At 51.2% G+C, this 17,639-nt stretch carries 15 protein-coding genes, 1 tRNA gene and 1 pseudogene; 8 read left to right on the top strand and 9 right to left on the bottom strand.

The annotated features are described in order from the left end of the window. The first annotated feature begins 50 nt into the window (after positions 1-50). Genes A0129_RS12645 through msrA form a run of 3 tightly spaced genes read left to right on the top strand, consistent with a single transcriptional unit; the run spans position 51 to position 2,006 of the window. Complete coding sequence (locus tag A0129_RS12645) at positions 51-860, top strand: DUF1223 domain-containing protein (RefSeq protein WP_291715481.1); 810 nt, start codon at positions 51-53, stop codon at positions 858-860. 35 nt (positions 861-895) lie between these two features. Then, the gene (gene msrB, locus A0129_RS12650) at positions 896-1,399 is read left to right on the top strand and encodes a peptide-methionine (R)-S-oxide reductase MsrB (protein WP_291715483.1); all 504 of its coding nucleotides are present in this window, start codon (positions 896-898) and stop codon (positions 1,397-1,399) included. A gap of 4 nt (positions 1,400-1,403) precedes the next feature. After that, positions 1,404-2,006, top strand: a complete 603-nt coding sequence (gene msrA / locus A0129_RS12655) for a peptide-methionine (S)-S-oxide reductase MsrA (RefSeq protein WP_291715485.1) — start codon at positions 1,404-1,406, stop codon at positions 2,004-2,006. A gap of 10 nt (positions 2,007-2,016) precedes the next feature. On the opposite strand, the gene A0129_RS12660 is transcribed toward msrA, so the two are convergent. From A0129_RS12660 to A0129_RS12695, 8 genes are all read right to left on the bottom strand, one after another. Further along, positions 2,017-3,438 (bottom strand): ATP-binding protein, encoded by a 1,422-nt coding sequence (locus A0129_RS12660; RefSeq protein ID WP_291715487.1) that lies wholly within the window; start codon positions 3,436-3,438, stop codon positions 2,017-2,019. Between the two features lie 19 nt (positions 3,439-3,457). Continuing rightward, positions 3,458-4,306, bottom strand: coding sequence for a PhnD/SsuA/transferrin family substrate-binding protein (locus A0129_RS12665; protein WP_291715489.1), 849 nt, complete (start codon positions 4,304-4,306; stop codon positions 3,458-3,460). 116 nt (positions 4,307-4,422) lie between these two features. Beyond that, positions 4,423-6,063: a 3-(methylthio)propionyl-CoA ligase gene (locus A0129_RS12670; RefSeq protein ID WP_291715491.1), complete on the bottom strand. Its 1,641-nt coding sequence runs from the start codon at positions 6,061-6,063 to the stop codon at positions 4,423-4,425. Positions 6,064-6,133: 70 nt separating this feature from the next. After that, on the bottom strand, positions 6,134-6,499 hold the full coding sequence (locus tag A0129_RS12675) for a DoxX family protein (protein ID WP_291715493.1): 366 nt from the start codon (positions 6,497-6,499) through the stop codon (positions 6,134-6,136). A gap of 60 nt (positions 6,500-6,559) precedes the next feature. Beyond that, positions 6,560-6,636, bottom strand: a tRNA-Arg gene (locus tag A0129_RS12680). A gap of 72 nt (positions 6,637-6,708) precedes the next feature. Further along, complete coding sequence (locus A0129_RS12685; protein WP_291715495.1) at positions 6,709-8,220, bottom strand: glycerol-3-phosphate dehydrogenase/oxidase; 1,512 nt, start codon at positions 8,218-8,220, stop codon at positions 6,709-6,711. Continuing rightward, on the bottom strand, positions 8,213-9,703 hold the full coding sequence (gene glpK, locus A0129_RS12690) for a glycerol kinase GlpK (RefSeq protein ID WP_291715497.1): 1,491 nt from the start codon (positions 9,701-9,703) through the stop codon (positions 8,213-8,215). The genes A0129_RS12685 and glpK overlap by 8 nt, the downstream gene beginning before the upstream one ends. Before the next feature lie 22 nt (positions 9,704-9,725). Next, a complete protein-coding gene (locus A0129_RS12695) occupies positions 9,726-10,175 on the bottom strand; it encodes a gamma-glutamylcyclotransferase family protein (protein WP_291715499.1) in 450 nt (149 codons plus the stop codon). A 55-nt stretch (positions 10,176-10,230) separates the two neighbouring features. Between A0129_RS12695 and A0129_RS12700 the strand changes: the two are divergent. The 3 genes and pseudogenes from A0129_RS12700 to A0129_RS12710 all read left to right on the top strand — a co-directional run bounded on the left by A0129_RS12700 (position 10,231) and on the right by A0129_RS12710 (position 12,481). Next, positions 10,231-11,005, top strand: a pseudogene (locus tag A0129_RS12700) (SDR family oxidoreductase). A 227-nt stretch (positions 11,006-11,232) separates the two neighbouring features. Further along, positions 11,233-11,772 carry a hypothetical protein gene (locus A0129_RS12705; RefSeq protein ID WP_291715501.1) on the top strand — a complete coding sequence of 180 codons (540 nt, stop codon included), beginning with the start codon at positions 11,233-11,235 and terminating at the stop codon, positions 11,770-11,772. Between the two features lie 79 nt (positions 11,773-11,851). After that, complete coding sequence (locus tag A0129_RS12710; protein ID WP_291715503.1) at positions 11,852-12,481, top strand: DUF1643 domain-containing protein; 630 nt, start codon at positions 11,852-11,854, stop codon at positions 12,479-12,481. Positions 12,482-12,572: 91 nt separating this feature from the next. On the opposite strand, the gene A0129_RS12715 is transcribed toward A0129_RS12710, so the two are convergent. Continuing rightward, positions 12,573-14,099 carry an NAD(P)/FAD-dependent oxidoreductase gene (locus A0129_RS12715; RefSeq protein WP_291715505.1) on the bottom strand — a complete coding sequence of 509 codons (1,527 nt, stop codon included), beginning with the start codon at positions 14,097-14,099 and terminating at the stop codon, positions 12,573-12,575. A gap of 180 nt (positions 14,100-14,279) precedes the next feature. Between A0129_RS12715 and A0129_RS12720 the strand changes: the two genes are divergently transcribed. Both A0129_RS12720 and A0129_RS12725 read left to right on the top strand, forming a co-directional pair. Continuing rightward, positions 14,280-15,605, top strand: a complete 1,326-nt coding sequence (locus tag A0129_RS12720) for a hypothetical protein (protein WP_291715507.1) — start codon at positions 14,280-14,282, stop codon at positions 15,603-15,605. A gap of 85 nt (positions 15,606-15,690) precedes the next feature. Then, a complete protein-coding gene (locus A0129_RS12725) occupies positions 15,691-17,562 on the top strand; it encodes a choice-of-anchor I family protein (protein WP_291715509.1) in 1,872 nt (623 codons plus the stop codon). Positions 17,563-17,639: the final 77 nt, after the last annotated feature.

The following is a 17,639-nucleotide window of genomic DNA, read 5'->3' on the forward strand; positions in this document are numbered from 1 at the left end:
GAAATCCGGCGAATACCCTCCTGAACAGAACGCAGCAGGCGGAGGGTTGTATGACAAATTGCTTGAAGTACATGGCAGGAACCGGTGGCCTGGCCCTTCTAGGCCTTGGCTCTGCACCTGTTTGGGGCCAGCAAGTTAACTGCAATTGGACAAGCCCTGCGGAGCGAATGATTGTCGCCGAGCTTTACACCTCAGAAGGCTGTAGCAGCTGTCCGCCTGCCGATCGATGGCTAAGCAGTCAACTCACCACCCCAGAGCGGTCAAGCAGTATTCTGGCGCTTTCATTTCATGTGGATTACTGGAATTACATTGGCTGGGAAGACCCCTACTCCAAAAAGCAATTCACCGATCGGCAATACGCCCACAAACGGGCTGGAAACGTAAGTCAAATTTACACACCGCAGTATGTATTCTCGAACCGGGAAGTTCGGCGGTGGGGCCAGGCTGGGCTGATTCCTCAGCGATTGGCTGCGATGCAACAGGACAAAGCCCCCGTGGGTCTGCAAGTTTCGCTTGAACGAAAGGCCGCCAATCTGGTCGAAGTTCAGGTAAAAACCGAATGGCTGGATGAGCGCTATTCCGGTGGACGCGTATACGTGGCCTTCTACGAAGACGGTTTAAGCCAGCAAGTGAAGGCCGGAGAAAATCGGGGGGAGCTGTTGAAACACGACCGGGTTGTGCGGCACCTGAGTGATGCGAGGAAAGTATCACCCACGTCGAGGACACTGGTATTCAGGCACACACTACCCGCCGACTGGAACCAAAATAAAGTGGGGCTGGGTGTTGTTGTTGAAAACAATGAATCCAATACCGTACTTCAGGCATTGAATGCACCAAAGGCCTTGAGCCAATGCAGTTGAATATTGATTGAGTGATTAAAAAAGGAAACACAAACATGCAACGTCGTACCCTGTTAGCAGGACTTGCCGCCTTGGGCGCAGGACTGATGATCACGAAACCCATGAGTGCAATTGCCAGTATGAACAAACTGAACAAAACCGAAGCTGAATGGCTGAAAATCATCAAGAAAGACCAGTACAACGTGCTGTTCAAAGAGGCCACAGAGCGCCCATTCTCAAGCCCTTTGAATGATGAGAAACGCAAGGGAACCTATGTGTGTGCAGCGTGTAACCTTCCGCTGTTCCCCTCCCAGTACAAATACGACAGTGGCACGGGTTGGCCAAGTTTCTTTGACGCCAACAAGGGCACCTTGGGTACCAAAACCGATTACAAACTGATTTTGCCGCGCACGGAATATCACTGTATCAATTGCGGAGGCCACCAGGGTCATGTGTTTGACGATGGCCCGGCCCCAACCGGTAAGCGCTATTGCAACAACGGTTTGGCCCTAGCGTTCGTTCCCGAAGGACAAACATTACCCGCAGTGCGCAAGGCGTAAAAAAATGACATCTATGAAACTCAAAACAACCCTGGCCGTAGCCTTGGGCTTGCTTGCAGCAACCGGCGCGCAGGCTGAAACAAAAACCGCAGTGTTTGGCGGCGGCTGCTTTTGGTGCACCGAAGCCGACTTTGACAAAGTACCCGGTGTGTTGAAAACGATTTCGGGCTATGCCGGCGGGCAATACAAAGACCCCGACTACAAGGTAGTCAGTGCTGGCCGCACAGACCACACCGAGGTGGTTGAGGTGACCTACGATGACACGAAAGTAAGCTACAGCCAGTTGGTGGAGTACTTCTGGAAAACCATCGACCCCACCGTCAAGAACCGCCAGTTTTGCGACAGTGGTACCCAATACCGAAGCGGGTTCTATTACCTCAATGAAGAGCAGAAAAAAGTGGCTGAGGCCAGCAAAGCCAAATTGCAGGCCACAGGCAAATTCAAAACCATTTACACGGAAGTTGCACCAGTGGTGAAATTTTATCCCGCCGAGGAATACCACCAGGACTACTACATTAAAAACCCTGTTCGCTATGGCTATTACCGCAACGGCTGTGGTCGGGACAAACGGCTTGAAGAATTGTGGGGACCCAAAGCTAGTCGCTAATTACTACCCATTAACGCATTTCTGGCAGAGAGAAATGGAAGGTGCTACCGACACCCACCTGACTCTCCAGCCACACTTCCCCATGCATCAATTCCACCAGTCTTCGTGTGATGGTAAGCCCCAGACCCGTACCCCCAAAAGTACGGGTAATTGACGAGTCCGCCTGCTCGAAGGGTTTGAATATTGAATTGACCTTCTCAAATGGCACACCAATTCCAGTGTCTCGAATCGAGCATTTCAGCAATTGAACGCCCTGCATGTTTTTGCCAGCCTGCACATGCACATATACACCACCCCGTTCAGTGAACTTGATTGCATTGCCCACCATATTGTTGATGATTTGCAGAAGGCGTACCGGGTCGCCTACAAATTCTTTTGGGAACCCTTCTGAAAAAGTGCATTGCAACTCCAGGCTTTTTGATCTGGCCCGTGGAATCATGGGAACCAGTGCCTGCTCAAAAACTCGCCGCGGATCAAATGCGACCGTGTCAATCGTCATCATGCCCGCTTCAATTTTCGAGAAGTCTAGGATTTCATTGACGATCAACAACAAGGTGTTGGCCGAGTCGTTTGCGACTTGCAAAAACTCCCGTTGAACCTTGGTGAGCTTGGTTTCCAGCGCAAGTTCTGTCATGCCAATAATGCCGTTGAGCGGGGTTCGAATTTCATGACTCATGTTGGCCAGAAATTCGCTTTTGGCGCGGTTGGCACTCTCTGCCATTTCCTTGGCTCTGGACTCATCGTCGAGGTGCTCGGTGGTGCGTTTCAACTTCTCAAAAGCAGGTCGAAACTCGGTCGGTAGATTTTCAATCAACAACTCTGAACCTTCACTGGCTGAACTGGACGGCGTGGCATCGAATTTTTCAACACGTTCAAGCGCACCCAACCAACGTTTCAGAGGGAACCAGATGATCAACATGCCGCCCAGCAAGCCACCGATCGCGCTGAGCATGGCCACGCGGATCAACCCCCAAAAACCTTCTGCGATCTCATCCACTGCAAAAGTAAAACGCAACACACCATAGTCATAACCGCCAGCATTGATGGCCCGGTTCACATCGTAAAGTTGCTCGGCCACCTTGTCGCGCAACCACGTGGGCGCGGTGCTCTTTAAAATACTGGAGTTTTCGCTTCGAATGAGGCCGCCAGTCAAATCAATATACTTGGCTGAAGCAAACCGGGAACCTGCAATCGCCTTGTTCAAAGTGCGCTGAATGGTGTCGTAATCGCCGATTACCGCGCTGTCAGCCACCGTTTGCGCCACCACCTCAATCATCATGTTGGCCGAGTCTTGCGCCTCTTCGAGAGTGCTGTGGTATTGAAAACGCGAGAAGGCAATAAAACTGAGCGACACAAACAAGAGCAAAGCCACGGTGTACAACAAGAACACGCGACCAATCAGGGACGATGGCAATAAACGGATCAGCTTCATTACAACAAACAGTCAGGCATTAACGCACCGCCATGGGTGCAGTGGCATAAAACCGGCGGTAATTTTCGTAGTCTTTGTCGGTCGCCGACAGGAAGTGGCTGTTCGGATCCATACCCACCGACTCCGACGCCTGTTTCAAAATCAAGGCGCCCGCCTTGCTTTTGTGCATGTTGACAAAGGCGTTGGCAACAGCACGTACATCTCTGGTGCTCACCTTGCTGGACGCCATCAGCGCCAAATCCAGATAGGACTCTGAGGTCCAAAGTACCCTGAATTTGGTGCCTTGCTTTTCAGTGAATCCGTCGATCAGGGCAGAATTGCTGCCCACTGCTTTCGCTTTACCTGCCATCAACTGAGCAAACGCTGCATTCTGGTTTCCTGCAAATACAGCATTCACTTCGACACCACGACTCAGCAATTCAGCTTGAGGCACCCGGTAGCCCACAAAAGCCTCGGGACCAGCAAACACCATATCTTGCTTGTCCAGCTCCTCCAGCGTGCGAATCGGTGAATTGTCGAGCACAGCGATTTGCCCCTGCAGGGCAGGACCAGTGCGTCGCCCAAACACCTTCCAGCCCAGCTTGTCACGCTCGGGACTGAACAGATGGTTGGAAAACACAAACTCGACTTCTTGCGCCAGCACATAGGCTGTAGTGTCGGCGGAAGTTCTGCCGATTTTCAGTTCAAGCTGAACACCACTTTGCTGGCTGACATATTGGATAATTGGATTCCAGTAGGCGGCGGTCTTGGGAATGTCCCACTGGTTAACAGGAGAAAACCTGTAGACCGGTTGCTGTGAATGTGGCTGCTGAGCCTGGGCCAGCATTGCGGTCATCAACAAAAACCCGGAAATGAACAAACGCAACATGCTTGAATTGCCCCATCTTGATTGACAAAGGGCAAGGATAAAGCAAAGTCAGGAAAGTTAAACCATTAAATAACACTCATTTTACAATTTAACTTTCCTTATACCTTCTGTCGCACTTACACAAATCTCAAACCTTTGAATCGCTCCCGCAACTCCGACTTCTGCACTTTGCCAGTAGCACCAATTGGCATGGCATCGACAAACTCCACATCATCGGGAATGTGCATTTTGGTAATGCGGCCTTCATAGAAATTCAGAATGTCTTGCTTGCTTACCTCCATACCGGGACGCTTCACAACAATCAAGAACGGTCGCTCATTCCACTTTTCATGCGGAATGGCGATCACCGCAGACTGAAGCACCGCCGGGTGAGACATGGCAATGTTCTCCAAATCGATTGAACTAATCCACTCACCACCCGACTTGATCACATCTTTGGTGCGATCGGTAATCTGCATCAGGCCATCAGGTGCCATCCGGGCCACATCGCCTGTCGCAAACCAACGCTTGCCCGTGGCATCATGGCTGAATGCTTTGGCGCCATCACCACCATAGTACTCGTGCAATACCCAGTGGCCACGCACATGCAACTCGCCGCTTTGCTCAAAATCCCAGGGCAATTCAGTGCCATCTTCAGCCAGCAATTTCATGTCCACGCCAAAAATGGTGCGCCCTTGCTTGGCGACAATCTCGTATTGCTCCTGTTTGGGCAAACTGCGCTCATCACCGCTCAGCTTGGACACAGTGCCCAAGGGCGACATTTCTGTGCTGCCCCAACCCTGCATCAGCTCAACACCCATTTCGTCAAACTCTTTGATCAAACTCACAGGGACTGCCGAGCCACCCACCAGCGAGCGTTTCAAGGTGCTGAATGAGAGTCCGTTTTGCTTCATGTGATTGATCAATCCCAGCCAGATGGTAGGAACACCCGCCGCCACGGTGACCCGCTCGCGCTCGAGCAGGTCATAAATGGATGGGCCATCCAGTTGTGGGCCAGGCATGACCAGTTTGCAACCTGTCATCAACGCGGCATAGGGCAAGCCCCAGGCATTCACATGGAACATCGGCACCACGGGAAGAACCGTGTCCTTTCGGGTCAGCGCAATCGCATCGGCACAGTTCGACATCATCGCGTGCAACATGGTGGATCGGTGCGAATACAAGATGCCTTTTGGGTTGCCGGTGGTACCCGAGGTGTAACACAAGGTACAGGCTGAGTTTTCATCAAATTCGGGCCACACGTACTCGTCATTCTGCGCTTTCAGCAAGGCCTCGTAATTCAACAGGCCAGCCACGGGTGGATCTGCAGGCATCTTGTCTTCATCGATCAATAAAATCCAGTTCTTAACACTGGGGCAATGCGGTGCAATCGCCTTGATCAAGGGTGCAAAGGTGAGGTCGAAAAAAATAGTGGTGTCTTGCGCGTGGTTGATGATGTAGATCAACTGCTGTGGTGTGTATCTGGGGTTCAAGGTGTGTGTTACAGCACCCATACCCGCCACCGCATAATAGATTTCAATGTGGCGATGACTGTTCCAGGCGATCGTGGCAATGTTCTCGCCTTGCTGAATGTTCAAGCCATGCAAGGCGTTGGCAAGTTGTCTTGCCCGCGCTGCCATGGCCTTGAAGGTGATTCGGTGCAGGTCACCTTCAACCCTGCGGCTTACCACTTCTTGCCAACCGTAAAAACGTTCGGCATGCACCAAAATTGATGAAAGCAGCATTTCCTGCTTCATCATCAAACCGGCCTTTAACATCGTTTCCGTCTCCTCTGCGTTGTATTTTTTTTCAAGTGTACCGCAGAGAACTGTAATCGATATTCTATTTTTAAGCGTGTCGGCTGCGGCCTGCTTTCCAGATCACCCAAATGACCAAAGCCTGCAGCGGCAGGCGCAAGTACAGCAGCAACACCGGAATATCGGCGAACTGTTCAGGGTTCATGGCCATGTGAATGTTGGCGGGCAGCACAGCCACGCAAAGCGCCATCAATCCATAAGCGGCCCATTTGCGGGTGCGTTCAAACAGAATGCCCAGACCACCCATAATCTCGAAAACACCACTGATTTTGACCAGGGCATCCGGGTTGCTGAGGTACGGCGGCACGATACTGGAGAAAAAATCCAGCAACACAAAATGCAAAATGCCTGCGCCGACAAAGAAAATCGCGACAATGATGACTGGAATTGGCAGCATGATTTTTCAGAGTTCGAATAACAAAAAACCCTCGCCTTTTGAGCGAGGGTTTTTCTAATTTGGCGCGGCTGGCAGGATTCGAACCCACGACCCCTTGGTTCGTAGCCAAGTACTCTATCCAACTGAGCTACAGCCGCTGTGAAGAAGCGAGATTATGCCCCAAAGGCAGGAGCAGTGCAAGCAAGACAAGTCATTTTTTACAAATTTCTTCAACAAACCTGTTGCACGCTATATTGAGTAACAAGCGCCCTGAACGCCTGCTCCTGTCGATCCAGTTCCTCTTCGCTGTAGCGCAACTCGTTTTGCAGCACAAATCGAACCTCATTCATACAGGCCAATGCAGCCTGACTGTCGAGGAAAAGCGCCCTGCTTCGGCGGGCCAGTACGTCTTCAATGGTCACAGCCATTTCTTCGAGAACGGCCTGCGCGATTTCAGCTTCATTCAAATCTAGATTCTCGTGAATCGCAGAACCTGGCTTTCGCATAGGAAGGTCGTCTTCCAGACGCAAGTAACGGGTACGTGTCGGCTTGTTAACCCAGCCCTGCTGTTCGCACACCAAATCAACCACTTCCTCCGCCATACTGCGATAGGTGGTCCACTTGCCACCCGTGATGGTCACCAATCCGCTGGGGGCAGTAATTACTGTGTGCTCGCGAGAGATGCTCTTGGTATTTTGCTTCTCGCCCCCCGCACTGACCAGCGGTCGTAACCCGACAAACACGCTTCGCACATCTGCCCGAGTGGGCGCATTGGCAAGGTACTGGCCAGCGGTGTTCAAAATAAAATCGATTTCCTGCGGCAAGGCATCCGGCTCAAATGGCGCATCATTGCGGGGTGTGTCTGTAGTGCCAATCAAGGTTTTACCCAACCAGGGCACCACAAAAAGCACTCGGCCATCGCTGGTTTTGGGCACCAGCAAGGCTTCCTTGGCTGGATAAAAGTGCTGGTCAACCACCACATGAACACCTTGGCTGGGACTCAACATGGGCTTGGAGTCGGCTGAATCCAATTTGCGAATGTCGTCGACCCAGACCCCGGTGGCATTGATGACCGCTTTGGCCTTGAAGGTCATGGCCTCGCCACTGAATTCATCGCGGGCTTGCACACCACTGATTTTTTCGGCCTGTTTCACAAACCCGGTTACGGGCATGTAGTTGATGGCGAGACCACCCAACTTGTGCAGGGTTTTCATCAAGGCAATAGCCAGGCGGGCATCGTCAAATTGCGCATCGAAATAGCGCACACCACCATGCAGCTTGTGCTGCGAAATGGTGGGTACCGCACGCAATACCTCATTTTTCTTCATCATGGTGGTGGGGCCAACACCCAGCTTGCCCGCCAACATGTCGTACATTTTCAGGCCGATCCAATAAAACAGTTTCTGGACTACGTTTCGCACCGGAATGACGAATGCCAAGGGCTTGACCAGGTTGGGGGCATTCACCAACATGCGGCCACGTTCTTCCAGTGCCTCTTTCACCAGGCTGAAATTGCCTTGAGCCAAATAACGCACGCCCCCGTGGGCCAACTTGGTGGCTCGGGAGCTGGTGCCCTTGGCAAAGTCATGCCCTTCGAGCAATAGCACTTTCAGACCACGGCTGGCGGCATCCACTGCGCTTCCCAAACCTGTCGCGCCACCGCCGATTACAATCACGTCCCATTCATATTGCTCTTGTGCCTTGAGTTTCAGTGTTTCAAGGTGCTTCTTACGACTAAGCATCTGCCCATCCTTTGGAACGTTCTACCGCGCGGTGCCAGCGATCAAGCAAGGCACCGCGTTCATCAATACTCATCTTGGGTTCAAACCGAGCGTCCACCTGCCAATTGGCCAGCAGGCTTTCCTCGGTATCAAACACACCCGCTGCCAAGCCAGCCAGGTAAGCTGCACCCAAGGCGGTGGTCTCTGTGACCGTGGGGCGTACCACTGGCACACCCAATAAATCGGCTTGAATTTGCATCAACAGATCATTGTTCGAGGCACCACCATCCACGCGCAGTTCACTCAATGGCTTGGCACCATCCCGCTGCATGGCTTGAACCAAATCCACCGTTTGCAGGGCAATGCTTTCCAATGCGGCCCGTGCAATATGCGCTTTGGTGGTACCACGAGTCATGCCCACCAGGGTGCCACGCGCATACGGGTCCCAGTGCGGCGCGCCCAAGCCTGCAAATGCAGGTACCAGGCACACACCATCGGTGCTTGGCACACTTGCCGCCAAGGCCTGCACATCGGCTGATTTTTCGATAATGCCCAAACCATCGCGCAGCCACTGCACCACTGCACCACCCATGAATACACTGCCCTCGAGCATGTAACTGGTCTGGCCGCTCACCTGCCAACCCACCGTGGTCAACAGGCGGTTGTGGCTTTCAACCACTTCAGTGCCGGTGTTCATCAACATAAAGCAGCCAGTGCCATATGTATTTTTGGCTTCACCGGGTTTAAATGCGGTTTGCCCAAACGTGGCTGCCTGCTGATCCCCAGCAACGCCGGCAATAGGAATGGCCGCGCCCAGCAGCGCAGGATCACACTTCGCGATTTCGCCGCTCGATTCACACACCTGAGGCAACACACTGGAAGGAATGTCAAACAACTGGAGCAACTCCGAATCCCATTTCAGATTTTTGATGTTCAACAACATGGTGCGCGATGCATTGCTGACATCAGTGGCATGCACTGCCCCACCTGTCAGGTTCCACATTAGCCAGCAGTCCACCGTGCCAAAAGCCAGTTCGCCAGCCTCCGCTTGTGCGCGGGCACCTGGCACATTGTTCAAAATCCAGTTCACCTTCGTGGCTGAAAAATAGGAATCCAACTCCAGCCCGGTACTTCGGCGGATCAAGGCCGCCTTGCCCTGCTCCCGCAACTTGTCGCAATAGGACGCCGTGCGGCGGTCTTGCCAGACTATGGCGTTGTAAACCGGTTTGCCGGTCTTTCGATTCCAGACCACTGTGGTTTCACGTTGGTTGGTGATGCCGATACCTTCGATGTCCGAGGGTTTAAGCCCGGCTTTCTCAATCGCGCCCCGGGCACAAGCCAACTGCGTGTTCCAAATGTCTTCGGGGCGGTGCTCGACCCAACCCGCCCGCGGAAAAATCTGCTCAAACTCTTGTTGGGAACTGGCCACCACCTGTGCCTGCGCATTGAATACAATGGCGCGCGAGCTTGTGGTGCCTTGGTCCAGTGCCAAGATAAAACCCATGCGGTCGTCTCCTTTCTTGTTGTTACTTTCTTTGCCCGGTGTTGTTCCAGTTGCCCACGTGTTTGTTCAAAAAAGCCTGCATACCCTCGGCCTCGAACCGGGTTACACTCCACAACTCATCAGTCAATACATCCCGCTTCAACCAAATGTAGGTCTCGGCTTTCAAGGTTTCGCCACTGGTGTTGAGCACAACCTCAATTTCGCGGCGCTCATATTCAGGCCCCTCGAAGGCATCAAGATTCTTGACATCCTCTGGCAACACATTCAGCCACACCAAACCCTGCACTTGCGCGCTCGGGTTTGGCACCATGGCTGGGTAAGTTTCACCAGGCACTGCATGGCGCTGGTAGCCCCTGGCTATGGCGTTTAGACAGGGATAAACGCCCCGCACCACCTGCCCCCAAACCGGCAGATACATCAGTGATCCATATACAAAAACATGCTTGCCGTCTTGCTCAAATTCCGAGCCCATGCGATGTTACCTTTTCAGATGAAAAACAATTAGAAAATGCCTGTAAGGAGACGATGTGAAAACAACAACGGATTTGTTCAATTTACAAGATAAGGTGGCATTGGTCACGGGCGCGACCCGCGGAATTGGTTTGGCCTGTGCGGAATTGCTGGCAGCCAAGGGGGCTACAGTGATCATTTCAAGCAGAAAACAGGAGGCTTGCGAACAAATTGCTGCGCAATTTCAAGCAGATGGCTTGAAGGCGGTGCCCATGGCTTGCCATTTGGGCGAGATGGACCAGATTGAGGCGCTGTACCAACAAATTGAAGCGAAATTTGGAAAGCTGGATATTTTGGTGAACAACGGCGCGACCAACCCACACTTCGGGCCAATATACGACACTGACCTGGCTGCCTTTCAAAAAAACCTGCGATGTGAACATTCGCGGTTACTTTTACATGAGCAGCCACGGCTGCAAGCTGATGGCAAAAAATGGTGGCGGCAGCATCATTAATGTGGCTTCGGTCAATGGCGTTATTCCCGGCCTCTACCAAGGCATTTATTCAATCACCAAGGCCGCAGTAATCTCAATGACCAAGGCTTTTGCCAAAGAATGTGCGCCAATGAAGGTGCGTGTGAATGCGCTGCTGCCCGGTGCAACCGATACAAAATTCGCATCGGCCTTGGTACACAACGACGCCATTCGGAATGCACTGCTGCAGCATGTACCCATGAATCGTGTGGCGCAACCCAGCGAAATGGCGGGTACTGTGCTTTATTTGGCATCCGAGGCTTCCAGTTACACCACCGGTGCCTGCATCAATGTGGATGGCGGTTATCTGGTGGTGTAAACATATAAAAGACTTGCTTTATTCATTACTTAATTCACATTCTCATATAATATTCACTTAATAACTTCATCTCAAAAAAATTTACAACATTTATTTCTAAAAATTTCAGATTTACTATTAATATTATTTCCAATTCATGAAAAATCGATTAATAAAATTTATTTTTCATACACTACAGCTTGAATTTTTTTCAATAAATTTATTGTAAACCTCAATCACGACCAACCATGAAAAACAATATTTTTACACACGAACACAATATGACTAAAATTCTATCAATTGCCTGTATTTCTTTCCTGCTCGTATCTTGTTCCGAAGTTGAGTGTCACTCAACAAAGGTTACAGATATTGTGAAACAAATTTCAAAAGAAAACGCACTTCTAAAAGAAAATATTCTAAATGAAAATTACAAAAACTCAGATATTCATAAAACAGCCACTCAAACCAGAGATAATTGTCTTGATCGTATCAATGAGACCAAAGGATATAACTTAAGGGGAGAAATGGAATGCATCGAGGCATTTGATGTGGCGGAGGACGAGATCATGAAAATTTATATGAATGAATTTCATAATGTCACTTATTCTTTAAATGAAATAATCACCTTAAAGAAGGATTCTGAAACATCACGCCTGATCTGCGAAGCAAAACTAACCGCCAATTTATCCGGTTGGGGAAGCTCGGCATCTCGACTAGAATATATTGTTGATTCAACATCAAAAGACGAACTCCTAGTTCGAGTTGCTGTACCACCATCAATTAAATAAATAATTTCAATTAAAAATAGAGTAATCGACTGCGTGCTACCCTATAATTTTTTTGAAAATTATTCAAGGAGAGAAGTAATTGAATCAAACAGCGATTATCGAGACCCTAAATTACTTCTCTAGCTCATATGAGCTAGATTTAGTTTACAAAAAAGACGGGGGATATGAACATTCTTTTCTTTATTCGAAGGATCACCTCCGTAGGTATGTCTATTTACTTAACTGGAACACAATTGAAAACAACTTTTTATTAAAGAAAAACAATTTTCACAATAAAAATTTCCCATTCAAAATAAATAATTTATTTAAAGAAAATATCTTATGGATCATGTTAAACCCTGGTTTGGGTGAAACGGAAAATCGAATAAGGAGAACGTTTGAACGCTGTAAAAACTGGTCTATGGGATGGGGATTCGACGGGATGGTTTTTGTAAACCTATGCTCAATTCGCACGCGAAACGCAAAATGCCTGACCCCATTTCTTCCTGACACCGATCCTTTAAATAATTCAATTATCGAATCGTTAATCAAGCTCAAAATGAAAGCGATTGTCGCGTGGGGGAGTCATGGTGCGAAGTGTAAAGACTTTCCATCATTAGATTCAATAGAGGCGTATTGCTTCGGTTACACGCGGACCAACAATCAACCGCGTCACCCACTATATGTCTCAAATAACACGACATTGCAGATCTGGAAATCGGCGTATTGATATTCGATGGTGGTGGTGCCTAGGTAACTTTGTTCAGATTGAACATTAAATAAATTAGCATGAATCACAGAGGGTCCTGCTTTGAAATTCTTCACGCTGCGGCCCCTTCTGCAAGCAATTCAGATTCATCGGAGTCTAAAGGCTGCTGCTGTGCCAAAGATGCCTGCAACACATGGTCATTCATCTTGAAATTTTTGGCCATACGCAGGTAGGTGTAGCTAAAACCCGGAAACATGGCCACCACATGACCGCTTTTACTTTTGTACCAACTGGTACAACCACCGCGTTTCCACACCGTTTTTTCCATTTCGCTGTGAATGTGTGTGGTGTAACGCTCCTCGGCTTGCTGCTTCACTTCGATCGCCGCCGCCTTCTGTGCTTTTACTTCAGTGATAGCGCGCATGATGTAATGCATCTGGGCTTCAATCACGAAAATTGCAGAGGTATGCCCAATACCGGTGTTCGGACCAGTCACGATGAACAGGTTTGGAAACTGTGGCACGGTGGTGCCCAAATAGGCGCGGGGAAACTCACTCCACACATCGGCCAGTTTGGTGCCTCCTTTGCCCACAACCGGGTAGGAAATTACCCCGTCGGTGGCGTCGTAGCCCGTGGAATACACAATACAGTCCAGCTCAATCTGCTCGCCACTCAATGTCTTGATACCGGTTTCATTGATCTCGGCAATGCCGTCGGTTTTGTCGTGCAGGCTCACGTTGGGGCGGCAATAGGCCGGGTAAAGCGTATTGCTCAAGATAATCCGTTTGCATCCAATGGTGAAATCAGGTGTTACTTTCTTACGCAGTGCCGGGTCTTTGATCTGCTTCTTGATGTGGTGTAGTGCCTCGCGCTGCGCAATGTTCTTCAATGCGAAGTCCGAGTACTTGAATGCAATGACACGGCTTTCCAATCCCCAATAAATCGCTGAACGAGCCAGTTTGCGAATGGGCTCCACTTTCAGCAAAGCGCGCTGCCAGGGCTTGAATACACGGTCTGGTCGCGGCAGTACCCAATGGGGCGAGCGTTGGAAGACATGCAAATGCCCTACTTCCGGCGCAATGGCGGGTATCACCTGTGCTGCACTGGCACCACTGCCAATAATGGCGACACGTTTGCCTTTGTGGTCGTATTGCTGGTCCCAGGCATTGGTGTGAAAAGTCTTTCCTCTGAAGGTATCGCGTCCCTTGAAATTCGGGATCACGGGTGTGCTCAAGGGGCCAGAAGCGTTGATGACGAACTGCGCCTTGATCACATCGCCTGTTTGCAAATGTACATGCCAGCGTTGTTCGTTCTCGTGCCACTCGGTGCGCTGCACATTGCTGTTTACGCGAGTCTTCTCGCGCAGGCCGTGCTTGGTAATCACATGCTCGGTGTACTGCTGAAGTTCTGCACCCTCAGCAAACATTTGGCTCCAGTCGTATGGCTCACTCTCGATGGAATACAACAGCGACTGAACATCAACCGCGGCGCCAGGGTAAGCATTTTGACACCAGGTGCCGCCCATGAAGTCGCGGCGCTCCAACATGATGAAATCTTCAATGCCGCGCTTTTTCAGGTTGATCGCTGCACACTGCCCACCAAAACCACTGCCAATGATCACCACTGTGTATTCACTCATACCTGGAACCTTTTCAGAAAATTTTTGTTTGTGTGAATGTATATCTGACAACAATCATTGTCAATTACAAATTCACCAATAGAGGGTAGAACCCTCCCCCTAATTGGAGGATTAAAAAATTGGCGAACCAGCAGAATTAAGTGATGTTAAACGCCGATCAATCTATCCAGGAGCAAACCCATGGCCGCAGCCCAAGCATTAGTCAAAGACCTTGAAGGTGAAGTAAACGTGAGCCGCAACGGCGAAATAGTGGCTGTTAAAGCAGGCGACTTCCTCCTGCCTGGTGACGAAGTGGTCACCGGCGCAAATGGACGCTTGGCGCTCGAGTTTCCTGGAACTGAGGGACAAATTCCCGCAGCAGGCGTCATGACTTCGAATGGCAAGGTGACACTGGGTGAGCAAACTGGTGCCAATGGCCAGCAGCAAATCGTGGTCATCGAAGACGGCGAGTGTTTTGAATTCACCACCGAGTTGGCTGAGAATTCTGCGGCGGCCGAGGGTGGTGCCGTGGCCGGCCTGTTTGGTGCCGGCCTTCTTGGTGCAGGCAGTGGCGGCTTGGCGGGTGCAGGCGCTGTGGCAGCGGGTGCGTTTTTGGCAGGTGGATCTGGCGACTCTGGCAGCAGCGATGCGGGAACAGGCACAAGCACCGGCACAAGCAACGCTGGCGGCGGTGGCCTGGCTGGCGCGGGCGAGTTTTCATCCCAAGACAGCCCGCAAAGCCTTGAGGAATTTGCCAACGAGAACCTGACCCAGGACAACTTGCAACAAAGCATTCTTGAACCAATTCAGGATGCTGTACAAAACAGCCAGAACAGCCCTGAATCGACTCCTGACAACATTGCAGTTGCAGTGGAGCAAACAGGTTTGGGTGTACTTGAAAACGTGCACGATGCTTTGGTTGCCACCACTGGGGAAGGCACACCGCAGGCTGACCTCGTACAACAACTGGTCGATGGCGTAAACCAAACACCGCTGGGCGAACCCCTGAGCCCGATCACCACCCCCCTCTCAGAGGCTGTGAATACCGACCTTGGCCTGGATACACTGATTTCAGCACTGCCCAATGTAGACCCAACTGATGGTGGCCTGGTCACCAGCGTGGTGGATGTGGCCGATGGCATTACGCAACCAATCAGCGAACAGGTAGAGCCCTACGATCAATTGCTTCAGGGTTTGAGAGATGTTGCTGTTGAAATCGACAATGTACTGGAAGGTGTACTGAGCCAAATGGGCACCGAGGTTCCCAACCTGGACAGCCTGGATGGCGGCACACCTGCCCTTCCTGCCGAAGTTGAAGGCGGGTTGGCCGATTTGGTCGACGGTATTTTAGGCGGCGCAGACACCTTGCAATCTGCACTTCAGGGCGCTGGCGGTTCCGGTTTGCCTGAAATCCCCGAAGGCGACTTGCTGGGCACACTGAGCAGCGGTATTTCATCTGGTGCTGATGCACTGGGCGGTGAATTGGGCGGTTTGCCCGGATTGCCGACAGATGGACTTCCCGGTTAATCCACCATTCACTTAATATTTGTCATCAAGGTTTCATTTTGAAGCAATAGGCTCGATCGTTTTATAGCGATTCGGGCCTATTTTCATGAACAAGACCAAAATTCAACTGTTCGCACTCAGTGCGATTACGGCCGCTACTCTGGTTGCCTGCGGCGGCGACGGCAGCAACACCCCCAGCACCACCGCGCCTTCCGAGGCCACACCGGCCAGCCTGACACTGGAGAAAATTGGTGGATTCTCGACCTACCAGTTTGATGTCAGCGCTGCTGAAATTCCAGCTTACGACCCAGCCAGCCAACGCTTATTCATGGTCAATGCCTTGGCAGGTGCTGTAGATGTATTTGACCTGTCTGACCCGGAAAACCCCACTTTGATTGATACGCTGAACACCAATGACGTGCTCGCTGGCTCAGTCGTGAACAGCGTTGCAGTCGCCAAGGGTATTGTTGCGGTAGCCATCGAAGCCCCTGTGAAAACCAACCTGGGCCGCATGGCTCTGTATCGAGCCAGCGATTTGACTCTCTTGAGCTCTCGCACAGTGGGCGCACAACCCGACATGATCACCTTCACGCCGGACGGCAACACCGTGCTCACCGCCAACGAAGGTGAGCCCAGTGACGACTATCAAATTGACCCTGAAGGAAGTATCAGCGTGATTGATGTGCGCGACCCGCGCGCGCCGATCGTACGCACGGCCAGCTTTAGTGCGTTCACAGGACAAGAAGCCAGTCTGCGTGCTCAAGGTATTCGAATCTATGGCCCGGGTGCATCTGCTTCACAAGACTTTGAACCTGAATACATCACAGTGTCCGCGGACGGCAAAACCGCCTATGTGACCCTTCAAGAAAACAATGCAATCGCAAAAGTCGATATTGAAACAGCCTCTGTAAGCAATGTATTTCCGCTTGGGGAGAAAGATCACGGTGCTATCGGTAACGAATTCGACGCGTCCGACACCGATGGCGGCACAATTAACATTCGCAACTGGGCTGGCGTTGCCGGTCTTTACTTGCCCGATGCCATGGCTTCCTACACAGCTACGGATGGTAAAACCTATTTGGTGACAGCCAATGAAGGCGATGCTCGCACCTGGGGTGAAGACAATCCTGCCTATTTTGCGGGCGATACAAGCCAGGGTTTTGTTGAAGAATTCAGGGTCAAACACTTGGTAAACCGCAATGGTTGGGCTGGCCGTTTAAACGATGACCTGCCTGCCCATCTCGATGAATTGGCCAATGGGGGCTTGCTGAACCCCTTGGTGTTTGGCTACTGCGGTGCCGTGGCTGGCAACCCGAATGGTTGCCGGGCCGACGATCAACTTGGGCGCTTGAATGTCACCTGGACCATGGGTTACCGAACAGATGCCAACGGCGCACCTCTTCTATTCAACAGCTCTGGCGTTGAAGACCCCGCAGGCGATCGCCTGATGTATGACAAACTGTATTCCTTCGGTACCCGTTCGTTCTCGATTTTTGATGAAGACGGCATGCTGGTTTTCGACTCAGGCTCTGAAATTGAACGCTTCCTGGCCAGCGACGATTGCAAAGTGGGCAGCGCCCGTAACTTGAACTGCAAGGATTTCTTTAATTCAGGTCATGATGAAGGCAATGCGCTGGATAGCCGTAGCGATGCAAAAGGACCCGAACCTGAGGGCGTTGCAGTAGGTCAGATTGGAGACAAGACTTTCGCTTTTATTGGTTTGGAGAGAATGGGCGGCATTCTGGTCTATGACGTCACCAACCCGGCGGCACCCGTGCGTGTGGATTACTACAACACCCGCGATGACTGGACCAACGACCCCTCCGACCCAGCCGTGTTGCCGACTGCTGGAGACCTGGGACCCGAGGGACTGGTATTCATCCCAGCCAAAGACTCTCCGACTGGAGAACCCTTGCTGGTGGTGGGCAATGAGGTCAGTGGAAGCACCGCAGTGATGCGAATCAATTTGAGCTTCTGAGCTTCTCACCCAACGCCCCACCTGCGTGCCGCTTCACGCGTCACTGGGTGTGTCGATTCTCCCGGCTTTTCGCTCAT

The sequence above is a fragment of the Limnobacter sp. CACIAM 66H1 genome, assembly GCF_001601825.1.
Lineage (GTDB): Bacteria > Pseudomonadota > Gammaproteobacteria > Burkholderiales > Burkholderiaceae_B > Limnobacter.

Bases quoted from the DNA above. Each gene is read 5' to 3' on its own strand.
- A0129_RS12645 (WP_291715481.1), top strand. From the start codon at position 51: ATGACAAATTGCTTGAAGTACATGGCAGGAACCGGTGGCCTGGCCCTT.
- msrB (WP_291715483.1), top strand. From the start codon at position 896: ATGCAACGTCGTACCCTGTTAGCAGGACTTGCCGCCTTGGGCGCAGGA.
- msrA (WP_291715485.1), top strand. From the start codon at position 1,404: ATGACATCTATGAAACTCAAAACAACCCTGGCCGTAGCCTTGGGCTTG.
- A0129_RS12660 (WP_291715487.1), bottom strand. From the start codon at position 3,438: ATGAAGCTGATCCGTTTATTGCCATCGTCCCTGATTGGTCGCGTGTTC.
- A0129_RS12665 (WP_291715489.1), bottom strand. From the start codon at position 4,306: ATGTTGCGTTTGTTCATTTCCGGGTTTTTGTTGATGACCGCAATGCTG.
- A0129_RS12670 (WP_291715491.1), bottom strand. From the start codon at position 6,063: ATGTTAAAGGCCGGTTTGATGATGAAGCAGGAAATGCTGCTTTCATCA.
- A0129_RS12675 (WP_291715493.1), bottom strand. From the start codon at position 6,499: ATGCTGCCAATTCCAGTCATCATTGTCGCGATTTTCTTTGTCGGCGCA.
- A0129_RS12685 (WP_291715495.1), bottom strand. From the start codon at position 8,220: ATGCTTAGTCGTAAGAAGCACCTTGAAACACTGAAACTCAAGGCACAA.
- glpK (WP_291715497.1), bottom strand. From the start codon at position 9,703: ATGGGTTTTATCTTGGCACTGGACCAAGGCACCACAAGCTCGCGCGCC.
- A0129_RS12695 (WP_291715499.1), bottom strand. From the start codon at position 10,175: ATGGGCTCGGAATTTGAGCAAGACGGCAAGCATGTTTTTGTATATGGA.
- A0129_RS12705 (WP_291715501.1), top strand. From the start codon at position 11,233: ATGAAAAACAATATTTTTACACACGAACACAATATGACTAAAATTCTA.
- A0129_RS12715 (WP_291715505.1), bottom strand. From the start codon at position 14,099: ATGAGTGAATACACAGTGGTGATCATTGGCAGTGGTTTTGGTGGGCAG.
- A0129_RS12720 (WP_291715507.1), top strand. From the start codon at position 14,280: ATGGCCGCAGCCCAAGCATTAGTCAAAGACCTTGAAGGTGAAGTAAAC.
- A0129_RS12725 (WP_291715509.1), top strand. From the start codon at position 15,691: ATGAACAAGACCAAAATTCAACTGTTCGCACTCAGTGCGATTACGGCC.